This is a genomic window from Streptomyces sp. NPDC102283, assembly GCF_044766265.1.
In the GTDB taxonomy this organism is placed as follows: domain Bacteria; phylum Actinomycetota; class Actinomycetes; order Streptomycetales; family Streptomycetaceae; genus Streptomyces.
This window is the reverse complement of sequence record NZ_JBIWLQ010000007.1, coordinates 195,637-208,724: the sequence shown is the minus strand read 5'-3', so window position 1 is coordinate 208,724 and position 13,088 is coordinate 195,637. Positions and strand designations below refer to the sequence as shown.

General features: G+C 71.1%; 11 protein-coding genes. 6 read left to right on the top strand and 5 right to left on the bottom strand.

Annotated features, from left to right (window positions below; all coding sequences use genetic code 11):
• Nucleotides 1-5: 5 nt before the first annotated feature.
• The 3 genes from ACIRJT_RS16360 to ACIRJT_RS16350 all read left to right on the top strand — a co-directional run bounded on the left by ACIRJT_RS16360 (nucleotide 6) and on the right by ACIRJT_RS16350 (nucleotide 1,619).
• Nucleotides 6-695 (top strand): hypothetical protein, encoded by a 690-nt coding sequence (locus ACIRJT_RS16360; RefSeq protein ID WP_403909441.1) that lies wholly within the window; start codon nucleotides 6-8, stop codon nucleotides 693-695.
• A gap of 244 nt (nucleotides 696-939) precedes the next feature.
• Complete coding sequence (locus ACIRJT_RS16355; RefSeq protein ID WP_403909438.1) at nucleotides 940-1,221, top strand: hypothetical protein; 282 nt, start codon at nucleotides 940-942, stop codon at nucleotides 1,219-1,221.
• Nucleotides 1,221-1,619 carry a DNA-binding protein gene (locus tag ACIRJT_RS16350; RefSeq protein ID WP_403909435.1) on the top strand — a complete coding sequence of 133 codons (399 nt, stop codon included), beginning with the start codon at nucleotides 1,221-1,223 and terminating at the stop codon, nucleotides 1,617-1,619. Before ACIRJT_RS16355 ends, ACIRJT_RS16350 begins: the two co-directional genes overlap by 1 nt.
• 26 nt (nucleotides 1,620-1,645) lie before the next feature.
• On the opposite strand, the gene ACIRJT_RS16345 is transcribed toward ACIRJT_RS16350, so the two are convergent.
• The 4 genes from ACIRJT_RS16345 to ACIRJT_RS16330 form a co-directional block, all read right to left on the bottom strand.
• Nucleotides 1,646-3,736, bottom strand: a complete 2,091-nt coding sequence (locus ACIRJT_RS16345) for an AAA family ATPase (protein WP_403909432.1) — start codon at nucleotides 3,734-3,736, stop codon at nucleotides 1,646-1,648.
• On the bottom strand, nucleotides 3,733-4,569 hold the full coding sequence (locus tag ACIRJT_RS16340; protein ID WP_403909429.1) for a DUF4255 domain-containing protein: 837 nt from the start codon (nucleotides 4,567-4,569) through the stop codon (nucleotides 3,733-3,735). Before ACIRJT_RS16340 ends, ACIRJT_RS16345 begins: the two co-directional genes overlap by 4 nt.
• A 31-nt stretch (nucleotides 4,570-4,600) precedes the next feature.
• Nucleotides 4,601-6,640 (bottom strand): VWA domain-containing protein, encoded by a 2,040-nt coding sequence (locus tag ACIRJT_RS16335; protein WP_403909426.1) that lies wholly within the window; start codon nucleotides 6,638-6,640, stop codon nucleotides 4,601-4,603.
• 193 nt (nucleotides 6,641-6,833) lie between these two features.
• Nucleotides 6,834-7,460, bottom strand: a complete 627-nt coding sequence (locus tag ACIRJT_RS16330; protein ID WP_403909423.1) for a response regulator transcription factor — start codon at nucleotides 7,458-7,460, stop codon at nucleotides 6,834-6,836.
• Nucleotides 7,461-7,672: 212 nt separating this feature from the next.
• On the opposite strand from ACIRJT_RS16330, the gene ACIRJT_RS16325 reads away from it, so the two are divergent.
• A complete protein-coding gene (locus tag ACIRJT_RS16325; RefSeq protein ID WP_403909420.1) occupies nucleotides 7,673-9,025 on the top strand; it encodes a hypothetical protein in 1,353 nt (450 codons plus the stop codon).
• 130 nt (nucleotides 9,026-9,155) lie between these two features.
• Here the strand turns inward: ACIRJT_RS16325 and ACIRJT_RS16320 are convergent, their stop codons facing one another.
• On the bottom strand, nucleotides 9,156-10,079 hold the full coding sequence (locus tag ACIRJT_RS16320; protein ID WP_403909417.1) for a DUF4157 domain-containing protein: 924 nt from the start codon (nucleotides 10,077-10,079) through the stop codon (nucleotides 9,156-9,158).
• Nucleotides 10,080-10,386: 307 nt separating this feature from the next.
• Here ACIRJT_RS16320 and ACIRJT_RS16315 point away from each other — a divergent pair, with 307 nt between their 5' ends.
• Together ACIRJT_RS16315 and ACIRJT_RS16310 are read left to right on the top strand one after the other, a co-directional pair.
• On the top strand, nucleotides 10,387-11,106 hold the full coding sequence (locus ACIRJT_RS16315; protein WP_403909414.1) for an HhH-GPD-type base excision DNA repair protein: 720 nt from the start codon (nucleotides 10,387-10,389) through the stop codon (nucleotides 11,104-11,106).
• A gap of 221 nt (nucleotides 11,107-11,327) precedes the next feature.
• Nucleotides 11,328-12,860, top strand: a complete 1,533-nt coding sequence (locus ACIRJT_RS16310; protein ID WP_403909903.1) for a M28 family metallopeptidase — start codon at nucleotides 11,328-11,330, stop codon at nucleotides 12,858-12,860.
• Nucleotides 12,861-13,088: the final 228 nt, after the last annotated feature.

Here is a 13,088-nt window from a genome sequence, read left to right as displayed (position 1 = left end):
ACGGCATGCCTACTCCCAGCCCGTCACCGATCGAGAGTCGCTTTCTCGATATGATCGAAGCTCTGAAACAGTGCGACGTCATCCGTGTGGACGGAGAAAGGAAGGGCGCCATCAGCGACATAGCCGAAGATTCTTCGGCTGGATTCTCCCAACTCATGGAAGTGTGCGGAATCAACCTAGACCCCAGCCTCACAGAAAAACACGTGCGCTACTTGGACCTCGGAATCCACTGGTACGCAACCGATGCCTCTACCAGCGGAGGTGGAGAATTCTTCCTGCACGAACTGATTGACGCACTGGCATCCGCGCCGCCCGACACCAGCAGCGCCCAGAACGACGCAGAAAGTGAACTCTTCCAGCAGCTGCGAGTGATCGACTACCACCCGGAAGGAGGAGCCATATCATTTGCCGCCGTCCGGCTGCTGTCCAACACCATTGCACCCCGGGTGTGGGCCCACTATTTCCCGTTCGGGACCTTCGAACTCGACCTGGATTATTCCGCATACTTAGATGCACTCCTGCTGACCAAGGGCTTTCACGGATGGCATTTTCTTTATGCGGACATACGACTTGCGGACCCGAAGTACGCCCCTCTCGTCGGCCTTATCCGGACCGGGCTCGACCTCCTGAAGGTGGCCCTGCCGGATCCGCGGCACGAGGAACTCGAGGTCCGACTGGCCGAGCGTATGGGCTGAACAGCCCGGTAGCGCCCGGTGGCCTCCGAGGCCCTCGCCGGGGTGACCTTCATCGCTGGTCGTCTACCGAACAGATCTTCAGTCACCCCAGGATCGACGCCATCCATGGCCCGTGAACGGAACAGGAACACACACGGGCATAGCCACGCCCTACGCGAAACCTCGACAGAAGAAGCCGGGTACCGGACACCGACAAACGGACGCACTATCTCTACTAGAAGAAATACTAGTTAGAATCAGTCCCATGAGCGACGAAGTCACCTATGGACCCGGTGAAGGCCCCACCGCCAACGTCTCCGTCAGCCTGCACTCCGGCAACATCGCCGCCGTCCGCGCGCGCGTCGGGAAGCGGGGGTTCTCCGCGTACGTGGACGCCGCCGTGCAGCGGCAGATCGAGCGCGACAACCTCGCCGAGCTGACCGCCGCACACGAGGCGGAGCACGGTGAGTTCAGCCAGGCGGAGATCGACGCCGCCCGTGCCCTGCTGCGCGGGGACGCCGACGGCGGCATGGGGAGCGCGGCTTGATGAACCGGCCGGGAACCCTCGTCCTGGACAGCGAAGGACTGTCGAAGGTGATCGCCGACGACCGCCGGGTCATGGCCCTGGTACGCGGGGCCGAACAGGAGGACATGCGGGTCGTGACCAGCATCCTCACCCTCATCGAGGCGCATCACGCACGGGTGAACTCAGCCCGCTTCAACTGGGCCGTGTCCCGGCTGAACGTGGAACCGGTCACCGAGGAGATCGGGCGCACGGCGATGGCCCTGCTCGTCGACGCGGGCCTTCATGGGCACAAGTACGCCATCGACTCAGTCGTCGCGGCCACCGCGCTCCACGCTCCGAAGCCGGCCGTGATCCTGACCTCCGATCCCGAGGACCTGACCATGCTCTGCGGCGACAGGGTCCGGATCGTCAAGGTCTGATCCCAGCTCCCGCCCCCGAGCGCCCCTCAGGTCACCAGCCCCAAGTACGGCCCGAACTCCGAAACCAGCGTCAGCCGACCCAGCTTCTGGTACTCCCGCTGGATCGCGTGGATCACCGTCTCCATCGTCACCGCACCCCCCGCCTCCGCCGCCAGGTACGCCGACGTCACCGCGATCGAGCGGATGTTGCCCCCCGCCAGCTCGAAGTTCTCGGCGCAGAAGGGCAGATCCAGGTCCGTGCCGCGCGGGAGGGTCGGGCCCAGGCAGCGGTCCCAGAGGAGGAGGCGTTGTTCGGGGTCCGGGACCGGGAAGTCGATGACCAGGTCCAGGCGGCGGGTGAAGGCGTCGTCCAGGTTGGCGCGGAGGTTGGTGGCGAGGATGGCCAGGCCGTCGAAGGACTCCATGCGTTGCAGGAGGTACGCGCTCTCCACGTTGGCGTAGCGGTCGTGCGCGTCCTTCACGTCGGAGCGCTTGCCGAAGATCGCGTCCGCCTCGTCGAAGAGGAGCACGCCGTTCACGCCCGCCGCCTCCGTGAAGATCCGCTCCAGGTTCTTCTCCGTCTCGCCCACGTACTTGTCGATCACCGTCGCCAGGTCGACCGTGTACAGGTCCAGCCCCAGGTCCGCGGCGATCACCTCCGCCGACATCGTCTTACCCGTGCCGGAGTCGCCCGCGAACAGCGCCGACACCCCCCGGCCCCGGCCCCCGCCCGGCCGCATCCCCCACTCCCCCAGCACCCGGTCACGGTGCCGGGCGCGGGCCGTGAGCTCGCGGAGCTGGGTGTGGGTGTCGGGCGGGAGGACCAGGTCGTCCCAGGTCACCGTGGGTTCGATGCGGCGGGCCAGCCGGTCCAGGCCCGCCGCGTTCTGGGCGCGGGCCCCCCGCCGTACGTGGTCCGCGGTGAGCTCGCCGCCCGCCAGCCGGGCCGCCTGGGCGGCTGAGCGGGCGGCTCCGGTGATCTGTTCCGGAGTGAGGAGGAACGGGGCCAGCAGCTGGTCGGGGGCGAGGGCGGCCGGAAGCGGCGCGTCCTCCCGGAGGCGGTACGCGTCCCGCCACAGCGCCCCCCGCGCCGACGGCTCCACCCGGGGCGCGTGCAGCAGCAAGGGCGGGGCGACCGACCAGGACGCGTCCCAGGGCGCCCGGCCCACCAGGACCGTGGGGACCGGCGTGGCCGTGAGGAGCCTGAGCAGCCCCGGGCGCTCCCGGGACACCGCGTCCAGCGGCGCGCAGACCAGGCCCGCACCCGTCAGGCGCGCCTCCCGGACCAGGGCGCTCACCGCCTCGGCGGGCGACGGGTCCTCCGCCAGGCGGGCCAGGTCCAGGCCCAGGACGCCCAGGCCCGCCCGCGTCAGCGCCGACGCTGCCAGCGCCGTGCCGGCCCCGCCCTGGTCCTCGCTCAGGTAAGCCAGCCGTACGCCGTCGGCGAGGACCCCGGCGAGCGGGGCCGGGTCCCCCACACCGGGCACGGCCTGCCACGGGGCCAGCAGGTCCGCCAGTCGCGGGTCCGGGGTGTCGTCGCCCAGCAGGTGCGCGGCCACCCGGTCCGGCACCCGCAGCGCACGGCTCAGGAACGGGCGGTTCAGGTCCTCCGCCAGGAGCAGCCCGCCGGACCGGAGCGGTGCTCCCGCGGCCAGCCGGGCACGGGCCGCCGGATCGGAGAGAGCCACTCCGCACAGGCCCAGCGCCAGCCCGATGGACGGGCGGCGACGGGACACGTCGTCGTTCAGATAGCCGTAGAACGCCTCGAAACGGTCGTCCAGATCCGGTACGAGCGCGATGAGCAGGATCTCCGTGTCGATCGACGTGAGCCCGAACTCCCTCGCGAGTGAAGCCAGTCGGGAATCCCCCTCCGCATCGGCGGCCCCCTCACCGGCCGGTTCCTCGGCCGACGAACCCTCGGCCGAGGAACCGTCCAGCGCCGGGAACCCCCTCGCCCCCTCCTCGTCCAGCAGCCGCACGATGCTGTCATCCGTGAGATACAGGCCCCGGAAGTCGTCGTCCGGGTCCGGATCGGTGCTCCGCCGCAGCTCCACCGCGTGCCGGATGCGCCGTTCCACGGCCGCCGCCCGGGCGAGCAGATGGCGGAGGTCCGGGGCGACGGCGTCCCGGGCTGTCATACGTCCCCTCTCTCAGGTGACGTACCCCGTCGCTCACGTTGCTCAGGTGATGTACCCCGTCTCTCACGTTGCTCAGGTGGCGACCCCCGCCGCTCCGTGATCCGCAGCGACACCGCCCGTCCGTGCGCCCCGCCCGAGGGCGCGGAGGAAGGCTCCCGGACCGGCCGCCCGGGACGCGACCCGTACACCGGCAGCCCCGGCCGACCCGGTTGCGCCTCCGTCGCACCGGCCCCCGCCAGCTCCCCGGAAACCGGCGCGGGTACATCCCCGAACTGCGCCCGCAGCCCCTCGTCGCCCACCGGCGGGCCCGCCTCGTAGACCGGCGAGGCCGTCACCGGAACGCTGATCACCAGGTCGAGCGAGGGTTTCAGTTCGCCCCCGAGCGCGCTCCACACATCGGCGAACGACCGGTCCTCCGGCGGCGGCAGGGCGATCGACATCGGGACGGCGGCCCCGACCTCGGCCAGCGAGCCCGCCAGCCGCTCCGGCGGCAGCGCCTCGTACCGCAGCAGACAGGCCAGCAGGGAGGAGAGCAGCCGGTGTTCGTCCTCGGGGCGCTTCGTCCACGCCGTGATCAGGTACGACAGCTTGAAGAAGCGCGGCGGGCGGCGCCGGGCCACGATCGCCCCGCGCTCGTCGTACTCGTTGTGCAGGCCGCGCTCCCGCCGCCGCATGTCTTCGCGTATGTCGTAGAGGTAGAGGTTGACCATCGGGGCGTTGACCTTGGCCGCCCACTCCCGGGTCGGGGCGTCGAAGACCACCGCGATCTGACGGCCCTCCAGCACCTCGGCCCGGATCAGGGCCCGCAGGACGTCGTCCACCTCGTGGATCATCCGGTGACCGCCTCCGAAGCGAAGAGCCCACTCATGACCGGCCCGCGAAGTCCGGGGGCTGGAGGTTGTGCTGCACGACCAGGACCGGTTTCCGCAGGCGCGGCAGATCGCGGGCCTCCGCCCGCAGAACGCGCGGGCCCAGCGTGTCCTTGCGCAGGACCAACACCTGCACCTCGAAGGTGCCGTCCCGGCCGACCCGTACGCCGGACCGGTCCGCCGTGATGCCGATGTTCCACGTGAAACGTACGGTCTCGCCCGGCGGATAGTCCTTGCCCCGGGCCAGTACCGGCTGCCCCGGCTTCGCCACCTGCGGGGTGACCGTCAGCGAGGGCTTGAGGACCCTCAGCCGGTCCAGGTCCCGGTTGTTCGCCGTACGCCCGTCGGGCAGGGTTCCGCGCACGGTGGCCCGCACGTCACCGGTGACCGCCGCCCGGTAGGTCGCCCTCTGCGTCACCTCGATCCGGTCCCCGGCGGCGATCGTGCAGGGCCGCGCCGCCGTGCACCGGCTCAGGCCGGGCAGGCTCCGGTCCTTCGACTCGTCCGTCCTCGGCCAAGCTGTCCCGAGGACGACGCCGGTCGCCGTGTCCGGCCCCGCGTTGGTGATCGTGAACCGGGCGGTGGCGGGCCGCCCCACGTACGTACGGTCCGGGCTGACATCGGCCAGTACCGCGAGGTCGGAGGCCGGAGGCGGGGGCGGCGGCGGAGGCGCGGGCGGGTCCGGCGGGACCACGGGTTCCAGCACCTCGAACCGGGCCGTGTCCGCCCCCGTGTTGCCCGCCGAGTCCGTGGCGGAACAGGTGACCGTCGTCGTTCCGACCGGGAAGAGCGATCCGGACGGCGGGGCACAGGTCACCGACAGCGCCCCGTCCTGCGGGTCCGTCGCCGTGGCCGTGTAGTCGATGCGGACGCCGTCGTCGTCGGTCGCCCTGGCCGTACGGTCGTCCACGGTGACGACGGGCACGTCGACGTCGTTCACGGCGATGCTGATCTGCTGCTGGAAGTCCGGATCGGGCACCGCGGCCGGCCCGATCGTGTCCGTCCCCGGCACCTGGGTTCCGAGCAGGAACTGCACGGTGCAGGTCAGCGTCGTGCCCTGCGGGGCATCGGCCGACACGTCGACGGTCTCCGTGAACTGGGCGGTTCCGCCGCTGGTCAGCCGTCTCGTCGGCGGGTCCAGGGCGACGCTGAGATGTGGGTCGCAGTCGGCGAGTTCATGGCCGACGGAGGTGGGCAGATTGTCGAAGCCGTTCATGATCGCTTCGGCCGTGTCGTCCGGCTGGATACCTTCGAGCAGTTGGCCACCGGTCGCTTCGATGATCCGGGTGGCCTGACCGGTTTCGGTCGGCGGAATCTCGATCTGACCCGGGTAGTCCGGGTTGTTGGCGTTCCCGTTGCCGTTCAGGCCGTCCCCGCGGTCGCTCTCCACTTCGATGCCGATCACCCGGACTCCGTTGTCCTGAAGGTCGGCGATCGTGTCGTCGATGGTGTGGCCGTTGCTCGGCGCGTGACTGGAGGCGTCGCTGACCAGGACGACGACCGGGCTCGCGCCCTCACGGAAGACCGTCTTGCCGTCCGCGCCGTCGGCGATCTCCCACAGACCGTTGATCCAGTCCTCCGACGGACCCATGCTGAACCCGCCGAGGTCCGTGCGCAGCCCGTTGACACCGGTCTGGACCAGGCTGATGTCGTCCGTCAGCTCTTGGAGTACCCGGAACCCCGCGTTCGGCCTGTCGACCTGCTGGTCGCCGAACGTGGCGACCGCGAACCGCGAATCAGGCTCCTCGGCCCTGATCTTGCCGACGATGTCGGGCAGATTCTCCTGAACGCTCGTGATCGGGACCTCCATGCTCCCCGTACCGTCCACCAGCAGGACCACATCCGGCCGCGGTGGGATCGCCGGGGTCCGCACCCGCTTGTCCACACCCGTCGAACCGCCCGGGTCGAGCGCCTCCTCCAGCGTCGCCGGAGTGACCCACGGCTCCGGCGGCACGGGCACGGCGGACGCCACACCGCTCACGCCCGAGGCGGGGGCGAGACCGGCGGCCAGCAGCAGGAGAACGAGCCCCGCCACTCGCCTTCGCGGTCCCGTTCCTGGCTGAAACCACCGCACAGCGTTCCCCTCCTCGCGCCCCGCCCGACACCCGGAGGCCACCGTCGCGCACCGGCCGGGCGCGTGCGGAGAGAGACGAGTCACTTCCGCGGGAAGGCGGAACTGCCCGATGGTGCATAGGGGTTCATGATGACGTCCGCGGCTCGACCGACCGTCAGATAAGGCCCTGACGCATCGCGTACGCCACGGCGTGGGAGCGATTACGCAATTGCAGGCGGGTCATCACCGAGTGCAGCACGTTCTTGATCGTGCGCTCGGAGTACGCCAGCTTCGTCGCGATGTCCGCGGTGTCGTACCCCTCGGCGACCAGGCGCAGCACGTCCACCTCGCGCGCGGCCAGGCCGGTGAAGTGCAGGCCTCGCGGGCCGAGCACCTGGCCCTGGAGCCTGCCGACCTCTTCGAGGAGGCGTCCGAGCAGGTCGGAGGGGAGATGCCCCTCGCCCCGGGCCACCGTGCCGATGACCTGCACCAGATGGTCCGGCGTCGACTCGGACCGCCTGACGACCCCCGCGACCCCGCACTCCGCCGCGCTGACCAGCTTCTGTTCGTCGATGTCCGTGGTCACCAGCACCGTGCGGCAGGTGCTGGTGCGCTGGATGTTACGCAGGACGCGCAGCACCTCGTCGTCCACCGCGTCGACCACCATGACCACGACCTGGGGCGCGGGCTCGGCGTCGTCGCGGTCAACGACGACAACCTCGGGACGGGCCCGTAACTGGCTGGCCACTCCGGCCTGGGAAATCGGGTCCTGCGCACGTAAAACGACAGTGATGCGCTCCATGCGAATGCTCCCCCTGGGCACCAGCCGGAAGCGTCACACTGCAGGCACAAGCTCCACAGCTGTATTCGTCCGCCCCATCCGTTGTGAGGCGGTCTGAGGATTCCCGTTCTTACTCGTGAGGAAACTGAAAGGTTGCCTCGGGCATCACATCTGCCCGAAAGTGTTCCTCCGTGACCGGTGCCCGCCCTCCGGCCCGGTCCTACGGTCCGCGTATGAGTCTTACCGCAAGCCTCGACGCGTCGTCCGTCACCGTCGCACCGGGCGAGGAGACGACCCTTCCCCTGCAGATTCTCAACTCCGGCCGGACCGTCGAGGAATACCACTTCGAGGTGGTCGGGACCTGTGCCGCCTGGTCGGCGATGGAGCCCGCGGTCCTCTCCCTCTACCCCGGTGACTCCGGAACCGTCTCCCTGGTCATGCGCCCGCCGCGCGAGGCGACGGTCCTCGCGGGCGAGAGCACGTTCGGGATCCGGGTGATGCCGACCGGCGACCGGAGCGAGACGGTGGTGCCCGAGGGCCGGGTGACCGTCCTGCCGTTCACCGAGACCACCGCCGAACTGGTCCCGCGCGGCTCGAACGGCTCGCGGAGCGGACGGCACCAGTTCGCCGTCGACAACCGGGGCAACACCCCGGTGACCGTACGGCTCGGAGCCCAGCCCGGCACGGAACAGGCTCGGGTGGTGTTCGCCGCGTCCGAGCTGCGGATCGAGCCGGGGCACGCGGAGTTCGCGAAGCTGCGCGTCCACCCGGCGAAGCGGATGTGGCGCGGTACGCCGGTGACGCACGCCTTCCAGGTGTTCGCCGCCCCGCAGCCGCCCGAGGGCGAAGAGGCGCCGGCCCCCGTGCTGGTGGACGGCTCCTACCAACAGGACCCGATCCTGCCGCGCTGGCTGCCCCGGGCCCTGCTCACCGCCGCTCTGCTGATCCTCGTCCTGGTGGGGCTCTGGTACGCGCTGCTGCGCCCGGCGGTGAAGTCCGCGGCCCGGGAGGCGGTCACTCCTGAAGCGGTACGGTCGGCCGCCGCGGCCGACAAGAGCAAGGCCCCGGAAGAGGGCGAGCAGGGCGGTGCGGACTCCGGAGGCGGCGACTCCGCCGGTGCGGGCACGGGCGGCGGCTCGACCGACCCCACTCCGTCACCGGGCCCTTCCGCCTCGGGCGGCAGCGGCGGGGGCGGCGGCGACACGGCGTCGGGCGCCCCGACCAGCGCGCAGGCCCGGGTGCGGGACGCGGTGGGCGGCGGTCCGAACACCGGGACGGCCCTGGAGGTACCGGCCGGCCAGACCTTCCAGCTCACCGACATCGTGGTGCAGAACCCGCAGGGCGACGCGGGCACGGTCACCGTCACGGCCGGCGAGGGCACCCGCGTCCTGAGCCTCGGCCTGGAGAACTTCCGCGACTCCGACTACCACTTCGTGACCCCGATCCTGGTACCCGCGGGCGGCAAGGTCACGATGACGATCGACTGCCGGCGGGTCGGCAAGCCGGTGGGCGCCCCGGCCCCCTCGCGGTGCTCGTCCTCGATGTTCCTGGGCGGGACGATGCGCACGGACACCCCGGCAGGCTGAAGCCCCACACAGGGACCGGCCCACGGGCCCACCGGCCGACCCGTCCACCGGTCCATCGGCCGACCGGTCCACCAGGTCATCAGGTCACCGGCCGACTGGCCGGCAGGCCGGTCGGCCGAAGCGGACTCCCTCAGGCCGGGGGCTTCTCCTCTTCCTCTTCCTCGCCCGGCGCCTTCTCCGCCGCACGCTGCACGAACGACCCCTGTACGTCAGCGGGTTGCTCGTCCTCGTCCTCCGTGGCCGCCCGCTGCACGGCGGCGGAAGCGGCGACGGGCGCAGGGGCGGCCACGGGGGCAGCCGGGGCGGGCGCGGCCTCCGGCGCGGGATCGGACAGCACCCGGTCCGCGTTCGCGACGGCTTCGCGCTCGAACCGGTCCGAAGGGTCGCTGACCCGTATGCCGCCCGGGGCCTCGGTCCCCTCCACCGGGCCGTTGCGCTGCTGGATCACATGGGTCAGCTCATGGGCCAGCGTGGTCCGGCCCTGCGGCGATCCGGGGTCGTAGGCGTCGCGCTGGAACACCACGTTGTTGCCCACGGTGTACGCGTGCGCCCCGACGCCCTTCGCCGACTCGTGCGCGGCGGAGTCGTGGTGGACGCGCACGTCGGAGAAGTCCGCGCCCATCCGGCTCTCCATGTCCGTACGGGTGTCGGTGTCCAGGGGCGAGCCGCCGGAGGAGACCACGTCGTGCACCGGCGACCGCTGCTCCTCGGCCTGCCCCGTCCGCCCCGTCGGCTCGGCCGGCTCGACCTGCTCGGCGGCGGTCTCCGCGGCCCCGGACCGGGCCCGTTGGACCATCGCCCCGATCGCCCCGTTGCCGGCGGTCCGCTGGAGCAGCCCCATCCCGGCCGCCCCGACCACATCGGCCCGGCCCGCCGCGGCGGCGCGGAAGACGTGGTGGTCCCGCTCGCCGGGCGCCTCGGCCGCGGTTTCGCCGCGCTGCTCATCGCGCTCGTGGGCCTGGTCCCGCCCGCCGTGCCCGTGGTGTCCACCGTGTCCACCGTGTCCGTGGTTCTCGTGGTGTTCCTGCTCGATGTCGTGCGCGTCCATCCTCATCTCCCCTGACCGCACCGTCCTCGGCATTCCACGATCACGGCGCGGCCCCCGGGCCGTCCAGCCCGAGCCCCGGCCCGGCCGGGGCATCCGGAGCTGCCTCATCGGGCAGCGCGGCGGCACGGACGGACGCGCGCACCATGGCCGCCCCTCTCCTCCCGGCTCGGCTTCCCCGCTCCTCCCTGCTCGGCTTCCGCGTTCGCCCCTGCTGGGCCGCCCCGCTCCTCCTTACTCCCTTCGGCCGACAGGGAAGAGGCCATCGGCGCAGTACCGCTCGCCGTCGTCCGCCGTGCTCGCGATGATCGGCACCATGACCACGAGCGACAGCGGCAAGGACATCACCCTGCGGATCGCCCAGAATCCGGAGGCCGACGAGCTTCTCGGCCGCAGCCCGCTGGCCGCCCTGGTCGGCATGTTGCTGGACCAGCAGGTTCCGATGGAGTGGGCGTTCACGGGCCCGTACACCCTCGCGGAGCGCATGGGCTCCGACGACCTGGACGCGGGGCGGATCGCCGCCTACGACCCGGACGCCTTCACCGAGCTGTTCACCACCAAACCGGCCCTGCACCGCTACCCCGGCTCCATGGCCCAGCGAGTGCAGCAACTGTGCCAGTTCCTGGTGGCGGAGTACGGCGGTGACGCGAGCGCCGTGTGGCGGAACGCGGCGACCGGCGCCGAGCTGCTGGAGCGGCTCAACGCGCTGCCCGGCTTCGGCGAACAGAAGGCGCGGATCTTCCTGGCGCTGCTCGGCAAGCAGTTCGGCGTACGGCCGACGGGGTGGCGAGGGGCGGCGGGCCCGTACGGCGAGGCCGGATCGCACCGGTCGGTCGCCGACATCACGGGCCCGGAGTCACTCGTGGAGGTGCGCGCGTACAAACAGGAGGCCAAGCGGACGGCCAAAACGGCGGCCAAAACGGCGGCCAGGACGGCGAAGTCTGCCGAAGCGGCGAAGCAACGGGGCGGGGCGTCGCCAAGGAAGTCGGGCGGCTCATCACCCGGGAAGTCGGCCGGGCAGTCGACCGGGAAGTGACCTGGTCGAGCGCCGGATCAGGCCGACACCGCCCTCTCACCGATCGGATCCGGCCACATCTGTTCACAGGCGTCACCCCACTCGCTAGCTTTCGCAGCACATTTGTTCAGCCGTTCAGGTACTGAGCCGCTCGAAACACCGGCGGTCCAGGTACTGAGCCGCTCAGAGCACCAGCCGTTCAGACCGGAAGGACTCCTGTGCACGCAACACGTCGCAGAGCCATGGCTGTCGTGGCCGCCACCGCCCTGGCCACACCGCTCCTCCTGGCCGCGTCCCCGCACCCCGGGCACCCCGCGCCCCACGACCCCGGGAAGGAAGCAGCCAAGCTGTCACGGGAACTGGTGAGGAACGCGTCCGCAGGCGACGCCTACCGCCACCTCCAGCAGTTCCAGGCGATAGCCGACTCGACCGACGGTCACCGCGCCGCCGGATCGCTGGGCCACGACGCCTCGGCGGCGTACGTCTACCGCCAGCTCCAGCGCGCCGGGTACAAGGTCTCGTACGAGACCTTCCGCTTCACCTACACGGAGACGCTGGCCGAGAAGCTCTCCGTGGTGACGCCGACGCCCCGCGACGTCACGATCAAGGCCATGACGTACACGCCGTCGACCGAGGTGGGCGGCCTGACAGCGGCGCTCGTCGCGGTGCCCGTCGACGCGACGACGGGATGCGAGGCCGCCGACTACGCCTCCACGACCTTCACCGGCAAGATCGCGCTGATCAAGCGCGGCGGGTGCTCCTTCGCCGAGAAGCAGGCAGCCGCCGCCGAGGCGGGCGCGGCCGGAGCGGTCATCTACAACAACGTCGAGGGCGTCCTGTCCGGCACGCTCGGCGAGGTCGCGGCCGGAAAGATCCCGACCGGCGGCCTCACCCAGGAGGAGGGCGAGAAGCTCGCCGCCGACCTCGCGGGCGGCGAGGTCACGGTCTCCTTCGAGATCCGCGAGTTCCAGCAGGACCGACCCACCCGCAACGTCATCGCCGAGACGCCCGGCGGCAGCACGGCGCGGACCGTGATGCTCGGCGCCCACCTCGACTCGGTGACCGAGGGCCCCGGCATCAACGACAACGGCTCCGGATCCGCCGGCCTGCTCGAAGTCGCCCTGGACCTGGCGAAGTCGAAGAGCAAGCCCGCCAACAAGGTGAGGTTCGCCTGGTGGTCGGCCGAGGAGAACGGTCTGATCGGCTCGGAGAAGTACGTCGCGGCGCTCTCCGAGAAGCAGCGCGAGCAGATCGCGCTCTACCTGAACTTCGACATGATCGCCTCGCCGAACGGCGTCCAGTTCGTCTTCGACGGTGACAACTCCGACGAGGTCGGCGAGGGCCCCGGCCCGGAGGGCTCGGCCCAACTGGAGCGCGACATCAACGAGTTCCTCGACGGCAAGGGCAAGCCGCACGAGGGCACCGACTTCACCGGCCGCTCGGACTACGGGCCGTTCATCGAGGTCGGCATCCCGTCCGGCGGTACGGACACCGGGGCGGAGGGCATCAAGACGGCGGCCCAGGCCGAGGTGTTCGGCGGCGAGGCGGGGATCGCGTACGACCCCTGCTACCACGCGGCCTGCGACGACCTGGACAACATCGACATGGGCCACTTCGACACCAACATCGACGTGATCGCCAACGCCGTCGGGACGTACGCCCACGACCTGCGCTCCCTGACCCGCCCGGTCACCCCCGACACCGGCACGGGTACGCCGGGCAGCGGTGGCAGCGGCGGCGGCCTGCGCGAGGGCCACGGCCGCGTCGCGGAGTAGCGGCCGCCCCGAAACGGACCCCGCGAGCGACGAGCCTTAGGCGGCGACCGTAAGCACGGTGAGAACCGTGAGCACGGTGAGAACCGTGAACTGAACCGTGAGCACAGTGAACTGAACCGGCCGTGGGCCCGGTGCGGGATCCGTACGTACGTCTCCCGCACCGGGCCCGCTCAGGCACTCCCTCCGCTCCCTGCCCCTGCCCCTGCCCCCGTAACCCCTGTCCCCGTA

Coding starts and splice junctions, on each gene's coding strand:
- ACIRJT_RS16340 (WP_403909429.1), bottom strand. CDS start 4,569: ATGATCCACGAGGTGGACGACGTCCTGCGGGCCCTGATCCGGGCCGAG.
- ACIRJT_RS16360 (WP_403909441.1), top strand. CDS start 6: ATGCCTACTCCCAGCCCGTCACCGATCGAGAGTCGCTTTCTCGATATG.
- ACIRJT_RS16355 (WP_403909438.1), top strand. CDS start 940: ATGAGCGACGAAGTCACCTATGGACCCGGTGAAGGCCCCACCGCCAAC.
- ACIRJT_RS16310 (WP_403909903.1), top strand. CDS start 11,328: ATGGCTGTCGTGGCCGCCACCGCCCTGGCCACACCGCTCCTCCTGGCC.
- ACIRJT_RS16350 (WP_403909435.1), top strand. CDS start 1,221: ATGAACCGGCCGGGAACCCTCGTCCTGGACAGCGAAGGACTGTCGAAG.
- ACIRJT_RS16345 (WP_403909432.1), bottom strand. CDS start 3,736: ATGACAGCCCGGGACGCCGTCGCCCCGGACCTCCGCCATCTGCTCGCC.
- ACIRJT_RS16325 (WP_403909420.1), top strand. CDS start 7,673: ATGAGTCTTACCGCAAGCCTCGACGCGTCGTCCGTCACCGTCGCACCG.
- ACIRJT_RS16315 (WP_403909414.1), top strand. CDS start 10,387: ATGACCACGAGCGACAGCGGCAAGGACATCACCCTGCGGATCGCCCAG.
- ACIRJT_RS16320 (WP_403909417.1), bottom strand. CDS start 10,079: ATGAGGATGGACGCGCACGACATCGAGCAGGAACACCACGAGAACCAC.
- ACIRJT_RS16330 (WP_403909423.1), bottom strand. CDS start 7,460: ATGGAGCGCATCACTGTCGTTTTACGTGCGCAGGACCCGATTTCCCAG.